This is a genomic window from Gemmiger sp., from assembly GCF_036306485.1.
GTDB lineage: Bacteria > Bacillota > Clostridia > Oscillospirales > Ruminococcaceae > Gemmiger.
The window spans coordinates 83,850-105,493 of the sequence record NZ_JAXJZK010000029.1 but is presented as its reverse complement, the minus strand read 5'-3'; the positions used below and the strand labels follow the sequence as shown (position 1 = coordinate 105,493).

The 21,644-nt window shown below is 63.7% G+C and carries 23 protein-coding genes; 6 read left to right on the top strand and 17 right to left on the bottom strand.

Features of this window, described 5'->3' with window-relative positions; all coding sequences use genetic code 11:
• The first annotated feature begins 114 nt into the window (after positions 1-114).
• The 3 genes from U0L91_RS06225 (at position 115) to U0L91_RS06215 (ending at position 2,241) form a co-directional block, all read left to right on the top strand.
• Positions 115-1,194, top strand: coding sequence for a threonine aldolase family protein (locus U0L91_RS06225; RefSeq protein ID WP_330045332.1), 1,080 nt, complete (start codon positions 115-117; stop codon positions 1,192-1,194).
• A gap of 136 nt (positions 1,195-1,330) precedes the next feature.
• Complete coding sequence (locus U0L91_RS06220; protein WP_330045331.1) at positions 1,331-1,741, top strand: DUF4430 domain-containing protein; 411 nt, start codon at positions 1,331-1,333, stop codon at positions 1,739-1,741.
• Complete coding sequence (locus U0L91_RS06215) at positions 1,741-2,241, top strand: hypothetical protein (protein ID WP_330045330.1); 501 nt, start codon at positions 1,741-1,743, stop codon at positions 2,239-2,241. Before U0L91_RS06220 ends, U0L91_RS06215 begins: the two co-directional genes overlap by 1 nt.
• Before the next feature lie 292 nt (positions 2,242-2,533).
• On the opposite strand, the gene U0L91_RS06210 is transcribed toward U0L91_RS06215, so the two are convergent.
• The 3 genes from U0L91_RS06210 to U0L91_RS06200 all read right to left on the bottom strand — a co-directional run bounded on the left by U0L91_RS06210 (position 2,534) and on the right by U0L91_RS06200 (position 5,226).
• A complete protein-coding gene (locus U0L91_RS06210) occupies positions 2,534-3,241 on the bottom strand; it encodes a methionine ABC transporter permease (protein WP_330045329.1) in 708 nt (235 codons plus the stop codon).
• A complete protein-coding gene (locus U0L91_RS06205; RefSeq protein WP_330045328.1) occupies positions 3,241-4,242 on the bottom strand; it encodes a methionine ABC transporter ATP-binding protein in 1,002 nt (333 codons plus the stop codon). The genes U0L91_RS06210 and U0L91_RS06205 overlap by 1 nt, the downstream gene beginning before the upstream one ends.
• 63 nt (positions 4,243-4,305) lie before the next feature.
• Positions 4,306-5,226, bottom strand: a complete 921-nt coding sequence (locus U0L91_RS06200; protein ID WP_330045327.1) for a MetQ/NlpA family ABC transporter substrate-binding protein — start codon at positions 5,224-5,226, stop codon at positions 4,306-4,308.
• Between the two features lie 459 nt (positions 5,227-5,685).
• Here U0L91_RS06200 and U0L91_RS06195 point away from each other — a divergent pair, with 459 nt between their 5' ends.
• Positions 5,686-6,132 carry an RrF2 family transcriptional regulator gene (locus tag U0L91_RS06195; protein ID WP_330045326.1) on the top strand — a complete coding sequence of 149 codons (447 nt, stop codon included), beginning with the start codon at positions 5,686-5,688 and terminating at the stop codon, positions 6,130-6,132.
• A gap of 91 nt (positions 6,133-6,223) precedes the next feature.
• Here U0L91_RS06195 and U0L91_RS06190 read toward each other — a convergent pair whose 3' ends face one another.
• Together U0L91_RS06190 and U0L91_RS06185 are read right to left on the bottom strand one after the other, a co-directional pair.
• The gene (locus U0L91_RS06190) at positions 6,224-7,591 is read right to left on the bottom strand and encodes an SGNH/GDSL hydrolase family protein (protein ID WP_330045325.1); all 1,368 of its coding nucleotides are present in this window, start codon (positions 7,589-7,591) and stop codon (positions 6,224-6,226) included.
• 179 nt (positions 7,592-7,770) lie between these two features.
• Positions 7,771-8,448 (bottom strand): ECF transporter S component, encoded by a 678-nt coding sequence (locus tag U0L91_RS06185; RefSeq protein WP_330045324.1) that lies wholly within the window; start codon positions 8,446-8,448, stop codon positions 7,771-7,773.
• Between the two features lie 160 nt (positions 8,449-8,608).
• Here U0L91_RS06185 and pdxR point away from each other — a divergent pair, with 160 nt between their 5' ends.
• A complete protein-coding gene (pdxR, locus tag U0L91_RS06180) occupies positions 8,609-10,009 on the top strand; it encodes a MocR-like pyridoxine biosynthesis transcription factor PdxR (RefSeq protein ID WP_330045323.1) in 1,401 nt (466 codons plus the stop codon).
• Here pdxR and U0L91_RS06175 read toward each other — a convergent pair.
• A complete protein-coding gene (locus U0L91_RS06175) occupies positions 9,979-10,878 on the bottom strand; it encodes a hypothetical protein (RefSeq protein WP_330045322.1) in 900 nt (299 codons plus the stop codon). The genes pdxR and U0L91_RS06175 overlap by 31 nt on opposite strands.
• 87 nt (positions 10,879-10,965) lie before the next feature.
• On the opposite strand from U0L91_RS06175, the gene U0L91_RS06170 reads away from it, so the two are divergent.
• Complete coding sequence (locus tag U0L91_RS06170) at positions 10,966-11,163, top strand: hypothetical protein (protein WP_330045321.1); 198 nt, start codon at positions 10,966-10,968, stop codon at positions 11,161-11,163.
• A 56-nt stretch (positions 11,164-11,219) separates the two neighbouring features.
• On the opposite strand, the gene U0L91_RS06165 is transcribed toward U0L91_RS06170, so the two are convergent.
• Genes U0L91_RS06165 through U0L91_RS06115 form a run of 11 tightly spaced genes read right to left on the bottom strand, consistent with a single transcriptional unit; the run spans position 11,220 to position 21,628 of the window.
• Complete coding sequence (locus U0L91_RS06165; RefSeq protein ID WP_330045320.1) at positions 11,220-12,059, bottom strand: putative RNA methyltransferase; 840 nt, start codon at positions 12,057-12,059, stop codon at positions 11,220-11,222.
• On the bottom strand, positions 12,056-12,640 hold the full coding sequence (locus U0L91_RS06160; RefSeq protein WP_330045319.1) for a hypothetical protein: 585 nt from the start codon (positions 12,638-12,640) through the stop codon (positions 12,056-12,058). Before U0L91_RS06160 ends, U0L91_RS06165 begins: the two co-directional genes overlap by 4 nt.
• Positions 12,641-12,673: 33 nt before the next feature.
• The gene (locus U0L91_RS06155) at positions 12,674-13,966 is read right to left on the bottom strand and encodes a DUF1015 domain-containing protein (RefSeq protein WP_330045318.1); all 1,293 of its coding nucleotides are present in this window, start codon (positions 13,964-13,966) and stop codon (positions 12,674-12,676) included.
• 31 nt (positions 13,967-13,997) lie between these two features.
• A complete protein-coding gene (locus U0L91_RS06150; protein ID WP_330045317.1) occupies positions 13,998-14,642 on the bottom strand; it encodes an Rnf-Nqr domain containing protein in 645 nt (214 codons plus the stop codon).
• Positions 14,623-15,558 carry an Rnf-Nqr domain containing protein gene (locus U0L91_RS06145; RefSeq protein ID WP_330045316.1) on the bottom strand — a complete coding sequence of 312 codons (936 nt, stop codon included), beginning with the start codon at positions 15,556-15,558 and terminating at the stop codon, positions 14,623-14,625. Before U0L91_RS06145 ends, U0L91_RS06150 begins: the two co-directional genes overlap by 20 nt.
• A complete protein-coding gene (locus U0L91_RS06140) occupies positions 15,536-16,555 on the bottom strand; it encodes an RnfABCDGE type electron transport complex subunit D (protein ID WP_330045315.1) in 1,020 nt (339 codons plus the stop codon). The genes U0L91_RS06145 and U0L91_RS06140 overlap by 23 nt, the downstream gene beginning before the upstream one ends.
• Before the next feature lie 19 nt (positions 16,556-16,574).
• Entirely contained in the window at positions 16,575-17,228 is a 654-nt protein-coding gene (gene rpe, locus U0L91_RS06135) for a ribulose-phosphate 3-epimerase (RefSeq protein WP_330045314.1), read from the bottom strand.
• 50 nt (positions 17,229-17,278) lie between these two features.
• The gene (gene glf, locus U0L91_RS06130; RefSeq protein WP_330045313.1) at positions 17,279-18,412 is read right to left on the bottom strand and encodes a UDP-galactopyranose mutase; all 1,134 of its coding nucleotides are present in this window, start codon (positions 18,410-18,412) and stop codon (positions 17,279-17,281) included.
• 19 nt (positions 18,413-18,431) lie between these two features.
• On the bottom strand, positions 18,432-19,379 hold the full coding sequence (locus tag U0L91_RS06125) for a glycosyltransferase family 2 protein (RefSeq protein WP_330045370.1): 948 nt from the start codon (positions 19,377-19,379) through the stop codon (positions 18,432-18,434).
• 39 nt (positions 19,380-19,418) lie between these two features.
• Complete coding sequence (locus tag U0L91_RS06120) at positions 19,419-20,477, bottom strand: glycosyltransferase family 4 protein (RefSeq protein WP_330045312.1); 1,059 nt, start codon at positions 20,475-20,477, stop codon at positions 19,419-19,421.
• Positions 20,474-21,628, bottom strand: coding sequence for a glycosyltransferase (locus U0L91_RS06115; RefSeq protein ID WP_330045311.1), 1,155 nt, complete (start codon positions 21,626-21,628; stop codon positions 20,474-20,476). The genes U0L91_RS06120 and U0L91_RS06115 overlap by 4 nt, the downstream gene beginning before the upstream one ends.
• Positions 21,629-21,644 lie beyond the last annotated feature (16 nt).

Sequence of the window (21,644 nt, the reverse complement as noted above, 5' to 3'; positions counted from 1 at the left end):
TTCCCGGCCCGGGGATTTTTCTGTCTGCGGCAGGGTGCGGGGCATTCTTTACAACTGTCCGGATTCGTCGTATAATAAGGAGCACCCAAAAAAATCCGGAAGAGGTTAAAGAAAATGATTCGTTTTGAATGTGATTATGGGGAGGGCGCTGCGGAGCCCGTCCTGGAACTTCTGCAAAAAACCAACCGGGAACAGACCCTCGGCTACGGCACCGATGACTACTGTGCCCAGGCCGCCGCGCTGATCCGGACCCTGTGCGGCGTCCCCGAAGCGGGCGTTCATTTCTTTGTCGGCGCCACGCAGGCCAACTTCACGGTCATCGACGCCGCGCTCAAACCCTGGCAGGGCGTCCTGTGTGCCGACAGCGGCCACATCCATGTCCATGAGACGGGCGCCGTCGAGGCCACCGGCCACAAATGCCTGGCGCTGCCCGGCGTTCAGGGCAAAATCACGGCCGACCAGGTACGTCAGGCCTGCCGCGACCACTGGGCCAGCGATTCCCACGAACATACCGTCCAGCCGGCCATGGTCTACATCTCCAACCCCACCGAGGACGGCACGCTGTACAGCCTTGCCGAGCTGGAAGCCATGTCCGCCGCCTGCCGGGAATGCGGGCTGCTGCTCTTCGTGGACGGCGCCCGGATGGCCTACGGCCTGACCAGCCCCGCCAACGACCTGACGCTGAAGGACTACGGCCGTCTGTGCGATGTCTTTTATCTGGGCGGTACCAAGTGCGGCGCTCTGTTCGGCGAGGCCGTGGTCATCCCCAATGCGGCGCTGAACCGCGATTTCCGCTACGCCATCAAGCAGCACGGCGCCATGCTGGCCAAGGGCCGGCTGCTGGGCCTGCAGTTCCTGGCGCTGCTCAACGGCGAGGACGGCACTGGCTGCAGCCCCTATTTCCAGCTGGCGGCCCGTGCCAACCGGCTGGCGCTGCGCATCCGTGCCGCCTTCGAGGCGCAGGGCTGCCCGATGCTGTTTGATTCCCCCACCAACCAGCAGTTCCCGATCCTGCCCGATGCCTGGCTGGACGTGCTGAACCGCCGGTATGCCACGACCTTCACCGCCAAGCCCGACGCCGATCACACGGCCGTGCGGTTCTGCACGAGCTGGGCGACCCGGGAAGAGGACGTGGAGGCCCTGCTGAAGGACCTGGCCGATCTGGCCGGTGCCCGCAACACCGAAACCAACTGACCAAAGCGCGAGTGACATAAGTTCTGCAAGAGCTGCGGAGCCTCGCAAAATGACTGCGAGACGGCAGATGCCGCCTTGCGGTCAGAGTTTTGCGGCTTTGTTATCTTATCGAACCGCGCAGAAAGGAAATTTTTTCATGGAAAACACCAAAAAGCCTTTGAACAAGAAAATTCTGATCGGCGTCATCGTGCTGGTCGCCGCCGTTGCCCTGCTGCTGGGGCTGAACCATTTCACCAAGGCCCCGACCCAGGCGGGCAGCAAGACCATCACGGTGGATGTCGTGCTGACGGACGGCAGCGACACTGAGTCCACCCTGCACACCGACGCCGAGTATCTGCGCGGCGCGCTGGAGGAGGCCAAGATGATCGAGGGCACCGAGAGCGAGTACGGCCTGTTTGTGACGACGGTGAACGGCGTGACCGCCGACGAGTCCAAGCAGCAGTGGTGGTGCCTGACCAAGGACGGCGAGATGCTGCAGACCGGTGTGGATTCCACGCCCATTGCCGACGGCGACCATTTTGAGCTGACCCTGACCGAGGGCTACTGATGCGCCGGCTGACCACCCGACAGGTGGTCCTGTCCGGGCTGATGGGTGCACTGCTGATGGTCCTGAAAGAGGTCCTGGCGTCTGTTCCGGGCATTGAACCTGTCACACTGCTGATCCTGCTGTACACGCTGGAGCTGCCGGCGCTGGCCCCCTGGGCCGTTGCGGTCTTTGTGGTGCTGGAATTTGTGCTGTACGGCTTCGGGCTGTGGAGCTGGATGTACCTGTATATCTGGCTGGTCCCCATCGTGCTGGCACGGCTGCTGCGCTCGATGGACAGTGCCCTGGGCTGGGCCGTCGTCAGCGGTGCCTACGGGCTGGCATTCGGTGCCCTGTGCGCGCCGGTCTACCTGTTCACGCAGGGGCCCGGCGGGGCGGTGGCCTGGTGGATTGCGGGCATTCCCACCGACGTGGGACACTGCATCGGCAACTTTTTTGTGATGCTGCTGCTCTATCGCCCGCTGCGCCGCACGCTTCACGCCATCACTTCCCACCACAGATAACAAAACCAAACAAGCGCCCGCGCCGCATCGGATTGAATCGATGCGGCGCGGGCGCTGTATTTATATAGAAGCCGGGGGCCGGCAGAGTTGGTTGTCTGGCCTTCGCCGGTTCCTGCTGCTTTTGCGGCCGGAACCTCGCATGGCGAAGGGCTCAGTGAATGTTTTCGTCCGTATTTCAGCTCATCGCTGCTTTTCTTTGACTACACTGCCAGTATAACGCCCCTTTGTGGAAATCCGGTTAAAGAGTTTTAAACGAATTGGTAAAAAATGGTGAACAATCTTTGAAGGGCGGTCACTTGCGGAGCCGTTTGTCGCTGCGCAGGGCCAGCCGCGTGCCGATGCCCTGGAACACCTGCACCAGCACGACGAGCAGCGCGGTGGCGAAGAGTTCCAGCACCACGTTATACCGGTAGTAGCCGTAGTTGATCGCGATCTGGCCCAGGCCGCCGCCGCCGATGACACCGGCCATTGCACCGTAGCCCAGTATCGTCGTGGCGGCGATCGTGGCGTTGGAGATCAGGCTGGGCAGGCTTTCGGGGATGAGCACCTTGAAGATGATCTGCATCGGCGTGGCGCCCATGCTCTGGGCCGCCTCAATGACGCCGTTGTCCACCTCGCGCAGGCTGGTCTCGACGAGGCGCGAGACAAACGGGAAGGAGGCGATGACCAGCGGGACAATGGCCGCCATCGTGCCGATGGAGGTGCCCAGGATGAGCCGGGACAGCGGAATGACAATGATCATGAGGATCAGGAAGGGGATGCTGCGCAGCAGGTTGATGATGGTGTTGAGCAGCCCCATGAGCCAGCGGGGCATCGGGCGGATGCCCTTTTCCCCGACCACCAGCGAGACGCCGAGCGGCAGACCGATGACGAGGGCCAGCACCGTCGAAACCAGCGTGGAATAGAAGGTCTCCCAGGTGGCATAGGGGATGGTGGGAAGCACATCCAGAAAGGTCTGCCAGTCCTTGGAGGCAAACAGTGCCTGAAAATACGCCTGCATCACTTCTTCACCTCCTCAAAGGAAATACCGGGATACTGCCGGATATAATCCAGGGCGCGCCGGCGCTCCTCGGGGTTTTCGGGCAGGGCCAGCAGCATGCTGCCCAGCGTCTGGCCGTTGACCACCCGGGTGTCGGCCGCCATGATGGAGACCAGCGCGCCGCATTCGATGGCCAGGCTGGCCACAAGCGGTTTGTCGGTGGTCTGGGTGCCGTTGAAGGCCACCCGGACCAGGTGCCGGTCAGGCATCTGCTGCTGTTCCGGGGCACCGGCCGGGAACACCAGCCGGCGCGCCGCGTCGGAGTGCGGGTTGGAGAAGATCTCCCGCACATCGCCCTGCTCCACGACGGTGCCCTGGTCGAGGATCGCCACATGGCGGCAGACTTCCTCGACGACACTCATCTGGTGGGTGATGATGACCACCGTGATGCCGAGTTCCCGGTTGATCTTGCCGATGAGCTGCAGGATGGAATGGGTCGTGTTGGGGTCGAGGGCGCTGGTGGCCTCGTCGCACAGCAGGACCTTGGGATCACAGGCCAGCGCCCGCGCAATCGCAATGCGCTGTTTCTGGCCGCCCGAGAGCTGGGCCGGGTAGGCCTTGGCCTTGTCGGGCAGGCCCACCAGTTCCAGCAGTTCGCGGGCGCGGCGCTCGGCCTTGTCCCGCGGGACGCCGGCCAGCTCCATGGGGAAGCAGATGTTTTTCAGGCAGTTGCGCTGCATGAGCAGGTTGAACTGCTGGAAGATCATCGCAATCTCCCGCCGGGCACTGCGCAGCTCGGCCGGGCTCAGCGTTTCCATCCGGTGGCCGTTGACCGTCACGCTGCCCTCGTCGGGGCGTTCCAGCATATTGATGCACCGTACCAGCGTGGATTTGCCCGCGCCGGACATTCCGATGATGCCGTAGATATCCCCGTCTGCGATCTCAAGGCTGATGTCCCTGAGCGCCACCAGCGTGCCGGCATCCGTGGCAAAACGCTTGGTAAGGTGTTGAATCTGAATCATAGCGGACTCCTTGACCCCAAAATTCCCTGCGCCCCGAAGGACGCAGGGGAACGGCTGTTCGGTTTAGAAGATGGCAACGACGGCGCCGTTGTAGGTTTCGTCGATATAATCCTTGACGGCCTGGCTGGTCAGCGCGGCTGCCAGCGCCTTGATGGCGGGCTTTTCCTCGTTGCCCTCCTTGACGACCAGGACGTTGGCGTAGGTCTGGGCGGCCTCACTGTCGGCATCCTCGGTGGCGAGTGCGTCCTCGCTGGCCGAGAACCCGGCTTCCGCCGCGTAGTTGCCGTTGATCACGGCGTAGTCCAGATCGGCGAGGGTGCGGGGCAGCTGGGCGGCCTCCATCTCGATAATGTCAATGTTGTGGGGGTTGTCCACGACATCGTTCTTGGTGGCGGTCAGGCCGGCATCCTCGCGGATGGTCAGGATGCCCTGGGCGGCCAGCAGCTGCAGGGCGCGGGCTTCGTTGGTGGTATCGTTGGGAACGGCGATCTTGGCACCGTCGGGGATGTCGTCCAGGCTGGTGCTCTTGCCCGGATAGATGCCCAGAGGCTCATAGTGGACGGCCGCCACACTCACCAGATGGGTGCCGTTCTCCTCGTTGAAGCTCTCGAGGTAGGGGCCGTGCTGGAAGTAGTTGGCGTCCACTTCCCCGCTCTCCGTCACCATGTTGGGCAGGACGTAGTCGGTATATTCGATGATGTCCAGGGTGATGTCGGCCTTGGCCAGGATGTCGGCCGCAACCTTGAGGATCTCGGCATGGGGCACCGGGGAGGCCGCCACCTTGATGGTGGTGCCCGCCAGGGAAGCATAGTCCACGGTGGGATCGTAGCCGTCGCCGGTCAGGTCGGCGGACTCGGCAGAGGCGGTGGAAGCGGCGGAAGAGGTCTCGGACTCGGCGGCCTGCGAAGAAGAGCCCGTGGCGCCGCAGGCGGCCAGGCTCAGCGCCAGCGCGGAAGCCAGCAGGGCAGAAATCAGTTTTTTCATGGTTCAATCTCCTTTGTGTTCATTTCAGATGGTCAGCGGGCGGTCTGGGGATCACACACACATTCGCACCCCGGGCTGTCCGCATTGTGGGCTGTACAGCATGGCCCATCCCCCTTTCCCTGCAAAACAAAAAGAGCGGAACGCCTTCGGCGTTCCGCTCTTGGTTTGCCATCTTGCGCTTAAAAACGCACAGGGCAAGCAAGCACAGGCTGCCGAAGCATACTGTACATGCACATCATCATGCCATCACGGCGTTCGATCTTCTGTTCCATGACGGCACCTCCCTTTGCGGCGTTTTTGGTTTGCACTGCCGAAAGTATATCTTTTTTTTCGGAACTTGTCAAGTTTTTTCCAGAAATTGTATTTCCCTATTTCATCCATAGGTAACTTGTATTTTGCACTTGCCGCAGATGTAAAAATCTGGTATGATAGAAAAAAAAGTTCCCGGAGGTGACCACCATGAAATTCTCGACGAAAGACCGGTATGCGCTGCGGCTTATGGTGGAACTGGCCAACCGCCGCCCGGAAGAGTATCTTCCCCTCAAGGCAATCAGTGACCGCCAGGAAATCAGTGCAAAGTACCTCGAACAGATTGTGGCTCCCCTGACACGCGCCGGACTTGTGGAAAGCGGCCGCGGCAGCCAGGGCGGGTACCGGCTGAGCCGTCCCGCCGCTGACATCACGGCCGGCGATATCCTGCGCGCTGTCGAAGGAGAAATCGTGCCCATCCCCTGCTTAAGCCGCACGGCCGCGGAGTGCCCGCGCCGCAGCCACTGCGAAACCCTGCATTTCTGGGAGGGGCTCGGCGAGGTCATCAATCAGTATCTGGACATTGTCACGCTGGAACAGCTGCAGGCCCGGAACGCGGATGACCTTCTCTCCCCGGAGGAGACCGGCTCCTTCTGAAGCCACGTTGTTACCGGCGGGTTGACCCCGTCGGCTTTTTTACGGCGCAAAACGAGCCCGCGGCGCTTGCCGCGGGCTCGTGCTGTTGATGTTACGGCTGTTCGGTCGCCGGGCTGTCGGCCCAGTTGGGCTCGGCACTGCTGGTATCGGAGGATGCGGAATCGACGGAGCTCGAGCTGCTGTCGCTGGACGGCTCGGACGGAACCGCATAGCTCGGATCGGTGGCACCGCAGACCGTGCAGACGCCGTTGACATAGTTGTGGCCGGTGGCGTTCACATAGTTGTCGCGGTAATCCTTGGAGGAATCCTCGTTGCAGTGATGGATCGTGTAGCCCTGCTCGGTGCAGGTGGGGGCCACAACCTCATCCCAGTAGGTGTAGGTGATGCTGGAAGCCGGGGCCTCGGTGGGCTGAACGGTCGGTTCGGCGGTGGCCTGCGGCTCGACCCACTCGGGCTCGGAGCTGTCCTGCTCACTGTCGGCCGGCGGATTGGTGGCCTGGACCGGCGGGTTGGTGGCGGCCACGGTCGGCATGACGCTGACATCCTTGTCGCCGGTATGCTTGGGAACGTTGGTCACGGTGGGGCGGTCATCGTCGGTGATATAGCTGTGGGTGCGGATATACTCAAACAGGGCGTCCATGGCCGCGGAGGTCAGATGGATGCCGTCGCTGGACTCCACATAGCCACTCTTGGCATAGCCGGTGGAGCTGTCCTTGAGCGTTTCGGCGCTGTTGAGGAACTTCCAGTCATGGTCCCGGCACATCTGGACCAGGGCGTTGTTGTATTCATCCACCTGTTTCTGGGTCAGCTGGCTGTTGGAATGCTGCTTGCCGAGCGGCGGGATGGAATTGACAATGATATCCACGCTGGGATAGGCTTCCACGATGGCCTCGATGCCCTCGCTGTATGCCTTGGTGAACTCCTCGGCGGAGTAGCTGGGGCTCAGGTCGTTGGTACCGAAGGTCAGGATCACCCGTTTGGGCTGCATTAGTGCGACAGCCTCGGGCATGGTCTTGTAGCCGCTGTACCCGCTGAACTGCACACAGGCGTAGCTGGCCAGCGACTTGGCGGACATACCCACCGAACCGATGGCATTATCGTAGCTGCAGTAATCGAACATCCGGTACATCCGGGCGGTGTTGGAGTCGCCCAGGAAGAGCGTCTCATCCACATAGCTCTGGCCGGCGTCCTCGCTCTGCTGCAGGACCGTCCCGCTGTACTGTGTGGTATCAATGGAGTTTTCGTCCTTGTTGTAACCGCTGTCCTCCACCAGGGTAGAATCCGAACTGGCGGAATCGGACGGTGCTTCGGAGCTGCCCTGCGGCACACCCCACGCAATGAGGAACGCAACCACCACGGTGATCACGACCGCCGCACAGCACAGTGCCAGTACCAGATACATGCGCTCTCTCTGATCCAGCCCGCCCCAGAAGCTCCGGCGGGATTTCTGTTTTGCCATGGTAATTCCTTTCTTTCCTTGTCCTGATTGGTTCTCGGGATTTTCCCTGTGATTCGACACATATTTTATTGTACACCATTTTTCTGTATTTCACCAGTGTTTTCCGTTTTTTTCATATTTTGCACAAAAATGGCACCGGCCCTTTCGGGCTGGTGCCATTTTCTGCGAAAAAAGCCGGATCAGGATTTGCGGCGGGGCATCTCGGGGTCCTCGAGCAGATGCGCACGTTCGAGCGCCGGACGCAGTGCCAGATAGATCACCACGGCGCAGACCGTCGAGAGCAGCGAGTTGACCAGCGTGACGCCGCTGGTGACCTTCGCCATGGCCGAGGCCAGATCGGCCTGCTGGCCGAAAATGTACCGGTTGCGGAAATACCCCAGAAACGGGTCGGTAAAGACGTTGACAAGCAGACCGCTGAAGGCCGAGCAGATCACGGCGATCAGGTACCCCTTGCGGTCGGTCTTGCGGTCACGGGTTTCCAGCCGGAAGATGCGGTGGGCAAAGAAACCGCAGACCAGGCCGATGATGAACTTGAGCAGGAAGGTCGTCACGGCATAGCCGGGATCGCCCGCCATGATATCGGCCAGCGAAAGGCCGATGGCACCCGCCAGGCCGCCCGAAACGCCGTCCAGCAGCATGGCGGTCAGCGCCGTGAAGGTGTTGCCGAGATGGAAGGACGAACCGCTGCCCAGGATGTCGGGAATGCGGAAAAACTCATAGGCCACCAGGCTGAGCGCCGCCATGATGCCGATCATGGCGATCTTGCGGGTGGTAAAACGGGTCCTGGTCAGTGCTGCGACCAGGACGGCGAGGGCTGCAGCCAGAAACAGCAGCAGCCACATCATAGGTTCTGTCATACAGGTATCCCCTCTCTGTGTCAGATCCGCCGTGCCGCGTCCCGGGACTTGACAAAGCCGGCTGCCGGCGGTATGCTTCCATTATACCGCGTTCTGGCATGGTTTGAATAGCCAGAACAGAACTTTTTTATACTACCAGTTTCGAGAGGAAGGAGAACCCGTGATCACACTGCACCCGGAATCCGACACGCCGCTGTATGAGCAGCTCTATGCCGCGCTGGCGGATGACATCCGCCGCGGGCGTCTGGCCCCCGGCAGACCGCTGCCCGGCCGCCGCACGATGGCCACCCGTCTGGGGGTCAGCACGAGCACCGTCGATACCGCCTACCAGATGCTGGCCGCCGAAGGTCTGGCCGTTGCCCGGCCCCGCAGCGGCTTTTTTGTGCAGGAGACCGGCGGCATGCTGCACTCCCGGCCCGACCGCCCCGCAGCACCGGCGGCGGAAAAATGTACAGAAGAGAATAAAAACGTAATAAAATACAATCTGTCAACCGGCAGCATTGACACCGATCTGTTCCCGGCGCGCAGCTGGGGGCGCATCCAGAAAGACCTGATGTACCACCGGCCCGAACTGCTGGAGCGCGGCGAGATGCAGGGCGATGCCAACCTGCGGGCCCGCATTGCGTCGTATCTGAGCGAGTATCGCGGGGTGGACTGCACGCCCGACCAGGTGATTGTGGGGGCGGGCATCGAGTACCTGCTGGGGTGTCTGGCGCATCTCTTTGCGGGGAGTCTGGCAGCCATTGAGAATCCCGGCTACGGGCGCACGCGGGCCGTGTTGGAGAACAGCGGCATTCCCTGCGTGCCGGTGGACATCGACCGCAGCGGGCTGCCGGCGGACGGTCTGGAGGCGAGCGGCGCCAACCTGTGCTACATCACGCCGAGCCATCATTTTCCCACCGGGGTCACGATGCCGGCGCCCCGCCGGGCCCAGCTGCTGACCTGGGCCGCCGCCCGGCCGGGGCGCTACCTGCTGGAAGATGACTATGACTCGGAATTCCGGTTCGACACCCGTCCCCTGCCCAGCCTGCAGGGAATGGCGGGGCCGGACGGTCCGGTGGTCTATCTGACGACCTTCTCCAAGAGTCTGGCGCCGGGGATGCGCATTGCCTGCATGGTGCTGCCCCAGTCGCTGCTGGAACGGTACCGCCGGGATTTTGCGGTCTATGCCAACACGGTGAGCCGGTTCGAGCAGCAGACCCTCTGCACCTTCATGGCGGAGGGCTATTTCACCCGGCACATTGCGCGGATGCGTCTGGCCTACAAGCGCCGGATGGAGCATTTTGCGGCGGCGCTCCGCGCTGCCCTGGGGCCGGACCTGGTGCTGGGCGGCGTCCATTCGGGGCTGCATTTTCTGCTCACGCTGCCCGGAGCGGGCGGTGAGGAGGCGATGGTAGAAGCCGCCGCGGCGCAGGGGGTGCAGCTGCGCGGGCTGCGGGACTACTACATGGCCCACGCCGACCGCTGCCCACCCGACACCGTCGTGGCCGGCTACGCGGGCCTGAAAGCCGCCGACATCGAGGGCGCTGCTCAGGCACTGGGCTGTGCCTGGAATTCCTGAGTTTCGCTTGTGCCCAGCAGGCCGCGGAGCTCTTCGGCGCCATCCTCGGTGAGTTCCCATTCCCCGCCGGGCTGGGAGGTAAAGGGCAGGGCCTCGGTGTCTACCGTGATCTCGGGCAGGCCGGCCAGATACCGGAACGCCTGCTCGAGCTCATTGAGTTCCTGGGCGGGCAGATCGGTCAGGGTCCGGGAGGCTGCGCTGCGCAGCCCGCTGACCAGCTCGGGCAGCTGTTCGGGATGCTGCCGGAACAGCGCGCACCAGTACCCGGCCCGCAGACGCGCCGCCGTGGGGGCGGTCTGGTCGGCTCCCAGATCGGCCAGGGCGGTCTCGGCCGTGGCGGGAGGGATTTCCAGCACCGTCTGGTCGGTCAGCCCCTTCTGCTCGCGGGCGTCCTCGGTCAGGTAGGCGGCGGTGTCCAGCCGGGCGGTGATGCCTTCCGGCCAGAGTCCCGCCAGCACTGCCGGCGTGGCGGCCAGATACCGGTCGGGCTGTGCGCCCACTGTCTCGCCCAGCAGCTGTACCGCACGGGCCGGGCCGGCGGTCAGGTAACAGTCCGCCAGCGTCGTGGTGCCGGCGGGCGCCGCCACCTGCATGGAGCCGGGCAGCGCACAGAAGGTGATTGCGGCAGCCGGGGCATCCACCCGGACCAGCACAAAAGCCGGGTTCTCCTGCTGGACGGCGGTCAGCACCGTGCGGACCACCTTGGAACCCGGGTCCACCACCACGCCGGAATCCGCCGCGTTGGCCTGGCGCAGCTCCTCCTGCTGACGGCGCTGGACGGCAAAAAACTGTACCACTCCGATCATCGGCAGCAGCAGCAACAGGGTTAGGATCAGACTTTCCAGAAACAAAGCGGCCCGTGAACGCATAATGACTCCCCTTTACGCCAAACTGTACTCAGAGTGTGGTCCGATCGGACCGCCGCTAATCCGCAAGTGGCAAGGGAGTGTTGCATCATGGAACATCCGGCCGTACCGACCGATGAGGAATTCTGGGTGGATCTGACCGCAGATCCCGCCGTTCCGGCCGCAGAATGCACCGGTCCGGCCCAGGAGACGGGACTTTGGGTCCGGGAACCCCTGACCCCCGCCGACGCCTACCGACGCACCCGCAGGCTGCGCGGCCGGGCAGAGTCCGCGGCGCCGTCCCCCTGACAGAAAACGAGTCCCCGGCTCCTGTATGGGAGTCGGGGACTCGTACTGTTTTCAGATCACAGACGGCGATAGACCAGGAACCGGAACCCGATCTCGGTGGTCAGGCTGTCCAGACGGCTGAGCCGCAGGGCGCCCGATGCCGGGGTCTTCCAGAAATAGGGGGTCATCGCAAAGAGATTGTGCAGCTGGCCGGCCGGCACCGTGATGGTATCGGTCACGGTCCGTTCGCCGAGCGCGGCAAATCCCTCGTATTCGGTGGATTGTTCGGTGTTTTCGTAGGGGCGGTCGTATAGGACTTCCTTCAGGCCGTAGAGATGGCGGGCCGTGGGGACGGCGTAGATCAGCACACCGCCCGAGCGGAGCATCCGGAAGAACTCTTCCCGCGCAAAGGGGGAAAAGACATTGACCAACACATCGGCCCAGCCGTCCCGCACCGGGGCGCAGAAGCTGCCGCCCACCGCAAAGGCGCCTTCCGGCACCAGGCGGGCGGCCAGGCGGACGGCCTCCCGCGAGAGGTCAAACCCGGCCAGCACACAGGGGCGGCCCGCCGCCGTGAAGCGGTCCTGGATGACCCGGTCATAGCTGCCCTCGCCGCAGCCGGCATCGAGGAGATGGTCCTCGCCGTTCTGGGGGGCATATTGCAGGCAGAGATCCGCCAGTGCCTGCTGGAACGGCGCATAATACCCCGCCTGCAAAAACTCGCGGCGGGCACGCACCATCGGCTTGCCGTCGCCGGGATCGGCGGCGTGGCGTTTGTGCAGCGGCAGCAGGTTGACATAGCCTTCCTTGGCCAGGTCAAAGCTGTGCCCCTTGGGGCAGCGCAGGGTCCTGCCCAGCGGCATCAGCGGTCCGCCGCAGACCGAGCAGCGCAGCGCCGCCGCAGACTGGGGCGTCATTCGCCGGCCTCCGGCTCCGGATCGGGCCCCACGATGGGAGCCGTCACACCGCCGTGGGCGGCAATGTATTCTTCAAAGTTGGCAAATTTCTGTTTGGGAGGACGGCGGGAGATGAGTTCCAGACCCGGATCTTCCTCCTTCTCCTGCCGGGCACGGCTGCGCGGCGCCGGCTGGGGTGCGCGGCGGGACTTGCCGCCGTTGCCGTTCTGGGGCGCCGGGCTGCGGCGTTCGGGGGCATTGGCAGAGCCCTGGGCGGGCTGCCGGTGGCGCTGCTGGGCGGATTCGTTCTGCGGCGCCTGGGAGCCGCGGCGGCGGGAATTGTTCTGGCCGCCGTTCTGGGCGGGTTTGCGCTCGCTCTGCTGGGGCTGCCCTTTATGGGCGGCGCGCTGGCCCGACTTGGGCTGCTGGCCGGATTTGGGCTGCTGCTGGGCAGCACCGCGCCCGCCCTGGGCACGGCTGTTCTGCTGGGCGTTGCCCGATGCGGCCGCCTTCTCCCCGCGCGGGGCACGGCGCCGGCGCTGGCCGGACTGTCCCTGCCGGGCAGGTTGTTTTTCGGGATTTTTTTCGTTTGTTGTAGGCATCGTTTTCCACTCCGTTCAGAGTCTGTCTTTCCATCACACCGGAGCGATCAGGCTGCGGCATTCATTGTAGTAACGTTTTTCCTCGGCATGGCCCATGCTGAAGGTCTTGCGGGGCAGTACCCCGCCCAGCACCACACCCCGGAACAGGTCGGCCTTGGCAAAGTCCGGCATGAGCAGGGCTGTGGCCGGACGGTCGGTGCCGGCTGCCATGGACCGCGCGGCGGCGGCTCCGTGGATGTAATCCACCGTCACGCCGGGATGGTCCGCGAGGTAGTCGGTGATGAAATGTTCGGCCGTGCCCACCGCCAGCGGGTCGGGGGCATGGTCCACCGCCACGGGTTCCTCCCGGCCGCTGCCGACAAGGGTGATGAGCTGCGAACCGCCGCAGGGCGATGCGCCGCGTTCGGCCAGCCAGGCGTCCAGGGCGCGGCGGACCTCGTCGATCCGCACACCGAACAGCACCCGGTGGATGGGCTCGATCTCAATGGCCGGCGAGTGAACGTTGCACACCTCGGCCAGGCACCAGCGGGCCGGGTGGGTGCTGCGCTGCTCGGGGGGCAGCGTGGCTTTGAGTTCCTCCCAGTAGGCCTTGGCCGTCGCCAGCGAGTGGTTGCCGTCCCCGACGGCCAGCGTCATGGTGGGCTGACCGGCAGCTTCGGGCCAGCGGGCCGCAAAGCGGGCGGGGTCGCCCAGCGCGGTCACCGCCGCATCAATCTGCGCGATGAGCCCGGGATCGGTCACGGCCCAGCCGGACAGATGCCCGCCCCCCAGCATGAGGTCGCCGTCATAGAGCAGCGGCAGCCCGGCCTTGCGGGCGCCGACCGGCTCGATCAGCGTGCAGTCCTCATCGTCAGCCAGCATCATGACATGGGGGGTCTCGAGCGACGCGCCGCGGCGGATGCGCAGGCGGGGCGGAATCCGCTCGACCACCGTGCTCTCGCTCGGGCGGACGGCCGGTTTGGCGTCCCCGTCATAGCAGTATTGTTCCAGGTCCACGGCCCCCACGAGGCCCTGCCGGACGGTGCCGTCCATCTGGGTGCGCTCGAGGTAGACATAGCCGTGCAGACGGCGGGTCAGCACCGTGCGGCGATAGTCCTCCATGGCGGCACGGATTTCGGCCAGGCGTTCTTCCTCCCGGGGGGTTCCCAGGTAGGCTTCGGGCAGGACCAGATGCAGCGTGCTTGGCTTGCCGGCGGCCAGGGATTCCGCCTTGCGCCAGTATTCCGGCTGGGAGGTGAACTGGTCCACCGCAATGCAGGCCCAGGGGTCCAGCGGGATGCCTTCCGCCGGCAGCAGAATGTCGGCGGGAACAAAGCAGTTTGCCATGAAAAATTCCTCACTTCCTGGAAGCGGACGGTCAGACGGCGCTTCCGATGCCCACCAGGCCGTAGATTGCCAGCGAGATGATGCCAATGTAGATCAGGGTGCTGGGCAGACCGCGGAAGATCGCGGGCACATCCTTGCTGCGCAGACGGCGACGGCCTTCGTCGACGACCAGGACCGCCACCAGGTAGCCCAGACCGCTGCCGAAGCCGAAGGCAATCCACTGCAGCAGGTCATAGTTCTGGTTGGCCGAGATGAGCAGCGTACCGATGACGCAGCAGTTGAAGGTGGCGGCGGGCAGCTGTTCGCGGTAGGCGGCCCGCTTGCGGGAAATCCCGACCAGCACCCAGACCACGGCCATGGCGATCAGCGAGCAGGTCAGGAAGGCCAGCGGACGCAGGGCGGCCAGCGGGAGCCAGTCGGGCGTGCGGCTGGTCAGGTACGGGAACAGCAGATTCTGCACGGCCCAGCCCAGCGGTGCGCTGAGGGTCTGGACCAGGATGGTCGGGATGCAGTACTGCCAGGTATTGACATCGGGGTCATTGACCAGCTTGATGAGGCGGGAGACGCCCATCGAGCGGAAAAAGACCGCGTTTTCGGCAAAGATCGCGATGACGGCATAGGTGAAGAACTGCGCCACCGCCTGCAGCACCGAAAGTTCAGCGTTTGCGATCAGCATACAGGTGACGCACCTCCTCCAGCTTGTAGTGTACATAGGCGCCGCCGATGGCCGTCCAGACGGCGGCAATCAGACCGACGATGATAAAACCGGCGCCGGGCTTGTCGGCCAGCGGCAGCGGGGGCACCGGCAGGATGACCCGGCCGAACACCGTGCCGTCGGCGAGCAGTTCGCGCAGGCAGCCGATGAGCAGCGTGGAGATGCACAGGCCGATCGTGTTGTTGATACCGCGGCGGAAGGCTTCGCCGATGGTTTCCAGCTCGTCGGCCTCCATGCGCTTGGTGATGGCGGGTTCCACCACCAGCATGGGCAGATAGATGCCCAGCAGCGACAGGTCACTGCCGAACAGGTTGGACAGAATCAGGTAGGCGGGAATATAGAGCAGCGCGGCCGAGAAGGAGTAGATCACGCCGCGGAAGCGGTTGCCGGTCAGATGACAGACGGCAACGGCCAGCACGCGGGTGGTGGTCAGCAGCAGCACCGAGGCGGCGCAGAGCATGAGGGCGGTCTGGCCGCTGATGGCAGCCGCCACGACGGGCGCCAGGCCCAGGCCGCGGACCATCACGGGGTTGTTGAGCCAGAGATGGTCGTCATGGATGCTCTGGGCCAGTTCGGCCTCCGCCTCGCTGCGGGTGCGGCGGGTCGAGCGGGGCCGGGGGGTCTCCTTGGGGGGAGCGGCCTCGGTGCGGGGCGGTTCGGCGGCAGCCTGTCCGGCCGCAGCGGCGGTTTCCTGGTGCTGCCGTTCGGCAGCCGCCAGCGCCTCCTGCTCGATCTCCTCACTGGTTTTGCCGGCGGCAGCCGCCTTGCGGGCCTGTTCGAGTACTTCGGGCGACAGCTGCGGGATGATGATGGTCTGGGTATGCTCCTTCAGCGTGTTGCCCTTTTTGCGGGTTTTACGATTCTCGATTTCGGGCAAGGCGTTTCTCCTCCTTCCGCATGAATCTCATTCTCTCGGCACGGTGGGCGATGCGGTCCAGCCATTCGGGGAAGGCGCAGACCAGCAGCAGCGCAAAGCAGACGCCGGTCTCGTAGGTGCTGAAATACCGGAAGGCCGTGGTGGCGATTCCCAGGAAGATCCCGTAAATGATGCGGCTGGACCGGCGGTTGGGCTGCGTGACCGGCTCACAGGCCAGGAACACGCCGCCGAAGAGCATGGCGCCGGAAAGCAGGATATACTTTTCCAGATAGACGCGCTGACGCACGAATTCCCACGGGGCGCTGAAGGACGGCAGGTCGTTGAGCGGCGGCAGCAGCCAGGGGATGAGCAGGCAGACCACCAGATACGGCAGGAAGGTGGTCAGCTGCAGATGGCCGCGCACCAGCAGGTAGAGCCCGCAGGCCACGATGACCAGGATCGCGCAGCAGCCCAGCGGGCCCGCCACATTGCCGGTGATCAGGTTGACGGTACTGTCGGACGGCAGACCGCCCGCCGCCAGCGAGACATTGGAGCCCGCGACCAGCGGCACATCGGGCTCCCCCCACAGCGGCAGGATGGTGCCGGGGGACGGATAGCTGAACAGCTCCACGGGCCAGGCCAGGGCGGCCGAGGCCAGGCCCACCGCCGCCGGGTGGAAGGGATAGTGCCCTTCCCCGCCGAAGGCTTCCTTGACCAGCACCGCGATGACGGTGGCCATGACGACCATATAGTAGGAAGCCGTGGCCGGCATCATCAGGACGATGAGGGCGGCAAAGGCCTCGCTGGAAGGCTCGTGCGGCTGGTAGCCCGCCGCATGCAGCGGCGTGACGGCGCAGTCCGCCACATAGGCGGTCAGCAGACCGACCGCCATCATGATGAGCGGGCGCGCACCGTAGTAAAAATAGCTCATCGCCAGCAGCGGCACACTGCAGAACAGAATGTCCCAATAATAGCCGTAGTTGGCGCTTTTTTGGGTTCTCGCATGACGTTTTGGCATGGGTTCTCCTTTGGGGATGTCACAGTTCCCGGATTGACTTTGCCAGCGCGGCGGGATCGGCGGCGCCGAAGAAGGCGCTGCCCATCACCAGCACACTGGCTCCGGCCGCTGTACACAGCGGCGCGGTGGTTTGGTTGATGCCCCCATCCACCTGGATGCGGGGCGACAGGCCGCGGCGTTCGCACTCGGCCTTGAGGACCGCCAGGCGGTCCACCGTCTCGGGCAGGAAGGCCTGTCCGCCGAAGCCCGGTTCCACGCTCATGAGCAGCACCAGGTCCAGCTGGTCGAGATACGGCACCAGCGCCTGCACCGGCGTGCCGGGGCGGATGCTGGCACCCACCCGGCAGCCGCTGTCGCGGATGGCGCGGATGGTCTGCTCCTCGCGGCCGGGCACGGCTTCCAGATGGAAGGTCAGCAGGTCGGCGCCGGCGGCGGCAAAATCCTGCACATAGCGCTCCGGATCGGAGATCATCAGGTGGACATCGTAGAAGATGTCGGGCACGGCTTTTTTCAGACACTTGAGGACCGGTGCGCCGTAGGTGATGTTGGGCACAAAATGCCCGTCCATCACATCAAAATGCAGCATATCGGCGCCCGCGGCCACCGCGCGGCTGCATTCGTCGGCCAGGTTGGCCAGGTCGGCGGACAGGACCGAAACACTTAATTCCGTCATGATTATACTTTCCCTCGTTTTGTTTGCATTCCAGACGTCTGTTTCCCTCTTCAGACGTTGTACTGGTTGATCTTGTCCAGCTGGACCTTCACGCAGTCCAGAGCGCTCTCGATGACCTTGTCCATGTCGTAATACTTGTACTCGCCCAGACGGCCGCCGAACACCACATGGGGTTCCGCGTCGGCCAGTGCCTTGTACTTGGCGTACAGCGTGCCGTTCTTCTCGTCGTTGACCGGATAGTAGGGCTCGTCGCCGGGCTTCCACTCGGCGGAGTACTCGCGGCTGATGACCGTCTTGGTGCCCGGCGCGGTGGAACCGAACTCAAAGTGCTTGTGCTCGATGATGCGGGTGTAGGGGGTGTCGGCATCGGTGTAGTTGATGACGGCGTTGCCCTGGTAGTTGGGGCAGTCCAGCACCTCGGTCTCGAACCGGACGCTGCGGTACTGCAGCGCGCCCAGCGAATAGTCAAAGTAGGCGTCGATGGGGCCGGTGTAGACGATGCGGTCGGCCAGTGCATCCAGTTCAGCCTTGTGGGCCAGGTAGTTCACGCCGAGGCGGACCTCGATGCCCTCCAGCATATTGGCGACCATCTGGGTGTAGCCGCCGTTCGGAATGCCCTGATACAGCGCATTGAAATAGTTGTTGTCAAAGATGAAGCGGACGGGCAGCCGCTTGATGATGAAGGCGGGCAGCTCGGTGCAGGGACGGCCCCACTGCTTTTCGGTGTAGTGCTTGACGAGTTTCTCGTAGATGTCGGTGCCCACGAGGTTGATGGCCTGCTCCTCGAGGTTCTTGGGCTCGGCGGTGAAGTGGGCCGCGCGCTGCTCGGCGATCTTGGCCTCGGCCTCGGCGGGGGTGACAACGCCCCACATCTTGTTGAAGGTGTTCATGTTGAAGGGCATGTTGTACAGCTCACCCTTGTAGTTCGCCACCGGGGAGTTGGTGTAGCGGTTGAAGACGGCGAACTGGTTAACATAATCCCAGACTTCCTTGTTGTTGGTGTGGAAGATATGGGCGCCGTAGCGGTGGACATTGATGCCCTCGACGTTCTCGGTGTAGATATTGCCGGCGATATGGTCGCGCTTGTCGATGACCAGGCAGGTTTTGCCGGCGCGGGTTGCCTCGTGTGCAAAGACGGCACCGAACAGACCGGCACCGACGATCAGGTAATCGTACTGCTTCATGATAACTACCTCCCAAGGATCAGAGTTTGGTTTCAACGGACTGTTTCTTCCAGTGTTCCACCTGCTGCAGGCGGAATTCAAAATCCCGGTCGTCCTTGGTCAGCAGGCTGGACAGCATCACGCCGGAGACAAAGAGCAGCAGCGCAGCCACCATCACGCAGGCACAGACGATCAGGGTGGGGAAACGGGGAACCAGGCCGGTGGCGAAGTAATCGCCCAGTACCGGGGCCAGAAATGCCAGGCTGATGAGCCCGAGCACCGCCGCCAGGATACTGAAAAACCCGAACGGCCGATAATTTTTATACAGACGGGCGATGGTGCACAGCGCCTTGAACCCGTCGGCAAAGGTGTTGAGTTTGCTTTCGCTGCCCGCCGGGCGGTCGCGGTAGTCAATGATGACGTTCTCGACCTGCATGTTGCGGTGGACCGCGTGGATGGACATTTCGGTCTCGATCTCAAAGCCCTTGGCCAGCACCGGGTAGGTCTTGACAAAGCCGTAGCTCATGGCCCGGTAGCCGGTCAGGATGTCCTTGATGTGCGCGCCGAACAGCCCGTTGATCGCCAGGCGGACCAGCGCGTTGCCGGTGTTGTGGAAGGGACGCTTGTTCTCGGTGAAATAGGTGGAGGAAAGGCGGTCCCCCACCACCATGTCGGCCCCGTGTTCCAGCACCAGGCGGACCATCTCGGGGGCAGCCTCGGCGGGGTAGGTATCGTCGCCGTCCACCATGATGTAGGCTTCGGCGTCGATCTCGCGGAACATCCGGCGGATCACGTTGCCCTTGCCCTGGCGGTATTCATGGCGCACCACGGCCCCCGCGGCGGCGGCCAGCTCGGCGGTTCCGTCGGTGGAGTTGTTGTCATAGACATAGATCGTTGCCTCGGGCAGGACCCGCCGGAAGTCACCGACGACCTTCTGCACGGTCAGAGACTCGTTGTAACAGGGAATCAAAACGGCGATTTTATCCAAGTCGTTCACTTTCCTTCTCTTTGAGGGTTCCCGCCGGCATCACAGCTCTGCGCAGCGCTTGATTTCTTCGAGCCAGAAGGCCGCGGTCACCGGCCAGCTGTATTTGCGCAGCACCTCGTCGGGCGGCGCGACCGGCTCGGCCAGCAGCTTGTCCAGATCCACCTCGTAGTCGTAGGGATCAAAGTAGTGGGCCGTGTCGCCGTACAGTTCCGGCAGGCAGCTGGCCCGCGCCAGCGCCACCGGAACGCCCAGGCTCAGCGCTTCGAGCGGCGGAATGCCGAAACCTTCAAAGACCGCCGGGTGCAGGAAGGCCTTGCAGCCCAGCATCAGGGCCTTGTTCTGGGCGTCCGTGACATAGCCGGGATAAAAGATGTTGCCGGTGTTGCGGGCGGCGTCGGCCTCGGCGCTGCCAAAGGCCGCCAGATCCTTGCCGCCGGCCACCACAAAGGTCTTGTCGGGGTTGCGGGCCGCGACCTCCCGGACCCAGCGGAAATTCTTGTGGCCGGCCAGGCTGCCCAGCGCGTAGTAGTATTCGCCGCGCTTAAGCCCCGGCATGGCGTCAAAGATGGTATCGTCCGGCCGGACCTTCTGCATATGTTCCCAGCCGTTGTAGGTGATGCCGATGCGGTCCAGCGGGATGCCGAGTTTTTCGCTGATCAGATGCCGCTGGTTGTCGCTGACCGTGTAGACCCGCCGGGCAAAGGCCCGGATGGAAAGGCAGTGGACCCAGAACTTGAACCGGAAAAAGGCGCGGTCGGTGTTCATGACGAGGGGGCGGATGTCGTGCAGGACGACGACACTGCGCCGGGTCATGAGCATATCGCTGGCCAGCCCCACATAGAAGGCATGGCAGCGGCGCAGATAGCGGGGCAGCACGACGAGGTTGTAGCTGTACCGGATGGCCCGCAGCGGCACCACCCGGATGTTTTTCAGCGGCGGGAGGTGCAGCGGGCGGCCGTCGTCGCGGTAGCACAGCCGCACATCCAATCCGGTGCCTTCGAGCAGCGGGTCCAGCCGGGTGACGACCTCATAAACATAGCGCGGAATGCCGGTGATGGCGTCGCAGAGCACCGTTCCGTTGATGACGATCGGATTCAATCGGACTCCTCCTTACTAGGATGAGAGCAGTTGTAGAGTTCCTTCTGCCAGTCGTCGTAGCGGCGACGGCAGTAATCGCGGAATTCCGACTCAAACCGCTGTTCGCTGAACCGGCGGCTGTGGTCGCGGATCTGGTCGGGGGTGCAGGAAACGCCTTGTGCCTCAAACCGGCGGATGCAGTCGGCCAGACATTCCGGCGTCTGGGCGTCAAACAGCAGGCCGGTCTGGCCGTCCACCACGGTCTCGCAGGCGCCGCCCCGGCCGTAGGCCAGCACGGGGGTGCCGGCGCTCTGGGCCTCGACGGGGGTGATGCCGAAATCCTCCTCGCCGGGGAACAGAAATGCCTTGGCGCGCAGATAATACCCGCGCACCTCCTCGTCGGAGAGCCCGCCGCCCAGGAACCGGACCGTCGGGCCCGCAATGGCGCGCAGGTGTTCGGCCTCGCCGCCGGCACCGATGACGATGAGCGGGCGGTTGAGCATGGTGCAGGCGGCCACGGCCAGGTCGATCCGCTTGTACCAGGTAAAGCGGCCCACCACGAGATAGAAGTCCTCCTTGGGGACGAAGGGCTCCTCGTTGATGTGGACGCAGGGATAGATGACGTCGCTGTTGCGACGGTAATATTTTTTGATGCGGTTGGCGATATAATGCGAATTGGCGATGAAGTAATCCACCCGGTCGGCGGCGCACTTGTCCCACTGGCGCAGCTTGTACATCTGCCCCGGCATGACGGCCCGCACCAGCGGGTTGGCATTGTTGCGGTAGGTGTAGTAGAAGTCCCAGACGTACCGCGTGGGGGTATGGCAGTAGCAGATATGGACGGCATCGGGCCGGGTGATGATGCCCTTGCTGCAGGACGAGCAGGAGGAGATGACCATGTCATACTCCGACAGGTCCAGCGCCTCAAAGGCGCGGGGCATCAGGGGCAGCAGCGATTTGTAGATCCGCGAGGCAAAGGGGATCTTCTGGATATAGGTTGTGCGGATGTCGTAGTCCCGGAACCAGGCCGGCATCCGGTTTTTGTCATAGACGAGGGTATAGATCGGTGCGTTGGGGAAAACATGGTGCATGCAGTCCACCACACGGTCGGCACCGGCGTAGGTTACCAGCCAGTCGTGGACAATGGCCACCTTCGGCTCGCCTGTTTTCATCCTCAGCCCTCCTTTG

Excerpts from the sequence above, each read along its gene's own strand:
- U0L91_RS06205 (WP_330045328.1), bottom strand. The coding sequence starts at position 4,242 with ATGATTCAGATTCAACACCTTACCAAGCGTTTTGCCACGGATGCCGGC.
- U0L91_RS06215 (WP_330045330.1), top strand. The coding sequence starts at position 1,741 with ATGCGCCGGCTGACCACCCGACAGGTGGTCCTGTCCGGGCTGATGGGT.
- U0L91_RS06190 (WP_330045325.1), bottom strand. The coding sequence starts at position 7,591 with ATGGCAAAACAGAAATCCCGCCGGAGCTTCTGGGGCGGGCTGGATCAG.
- U0L91_RS06185 (WP_330045324.1), bottom strand. The coding sequence starts at position 8,448 with ATGACAGAACCTATGATGTGGCTGCTGCTGTTTCTGGCTGCAGCCCTC.
- U0L91_RS06220 (WP_330045331.1), top strand. The coding sequence starts at position 1,331 with ATGGAAAACACCAAAAAGCCTTTGAACAAGAAAATTCTGATCGGCGTC.
- U0L91_RS06155 (WP_330045318.1), bottom strand. The coding sequence starts at position 13,966 with ATGGCAAACTGCTTTGTTCCCGCCGACATTCTGCTGCCGGCGGAAGGC.
- U0L91_RS06160 (WP_330045319.1), bottom strand. The coding sequence starts at position 12,640 with ATGCCTACAACAAACGAAAAAAATCCCGAAAAACAACCTGCCCGGCAG.
- U0L91_RS06210 (WP_330045329.1), bottom strand. The coding sequence starts at position 3,241 with ATGCAGGCGTATTTTCAGGCACTGTTTGCCTCCAAGGACTGGCAGACC.
- U0L91_RS06140 (WP_330045315.1), bottom strand. The coding sequence starts at position 16,555 with ATGCCAAAACGTCATGCGAGAACCCAAAAAAGCGCCAACTACGGCTAT.
- glf (WP_330045313.1), bottom strand. The coding sequence starts at position 18,412 with ATGAAGCAGTACGATTACCTGATCGTCGGTGCCGGTCTGTTCGGTGCC.
- U0L91_RS06115 (WP_330045311.1), bottom strand. The coding sequence starts at position 21,628 with ATGAAAACAGGCGAGCCGAAGGTGGCCATTGTCCACGACTGGCTGGTA.
- U0L91_RS06195 (WP_330045326.1), top strand. The coding sequence starts at position 5,686 with ATGAAATTCTCGACGAAAGACCGGTATGCGCTGCGGCTTATGGTGGAA.
- U0L91_RS06170 (WP_330045321.1), top strand. The coding sequence starts at position 10,966 with ATGGAACATCCGGCCGTACCGACCGATGAGGAATTCTGGGTGGATCTG.
- U0L91_RS06225 (WP_330045332.1), top strand. The coding sequence starts at position 115 with ATGATTCGTTTTGAATGTGATTATGGGGAGGGCGCTGCGGAGCCCGTC.
- rpe (WP_330045314.1), bottom strand. The coding sequence starts at position 17,228 with ATGACGGAATTAAGTGTTTCGGTCCTGTCCGCCGACCTGGCCAACCTG.
- U0L91_RS06200 (WP_330045327.1), bottom strand. The coding sequence starts at position 5,226 with ATGAAAAAACTGATTTCTGCCCTGCTGGCTTCCGCGCTGGCGCTGAGC.
- U0L91_RS06175 (WP_330045322.1), bottom strand. The coding sequence starts at position 10,878 with ATGCGTTCACGGGCCGCTTTGTTTCTGGAAAGTCTGATCCTAACCCTG.
- U0L91_RS06150 (WP_330045317.1), bottom strand. The coding sequence starts at position 14,642 with ATGCTGATCGCAAACGCTGAACTTTCGGTGCTGCAGGCGGTGGCGCAG.
- U0L91_RS06165 (WP_330045320.1), bottom strand. The coding sequence starts at position 12,059 with ATGACGCCCCAGTCTGCGGCGGCGCTGCGCTGCTCGGTCTGCGGCGGA.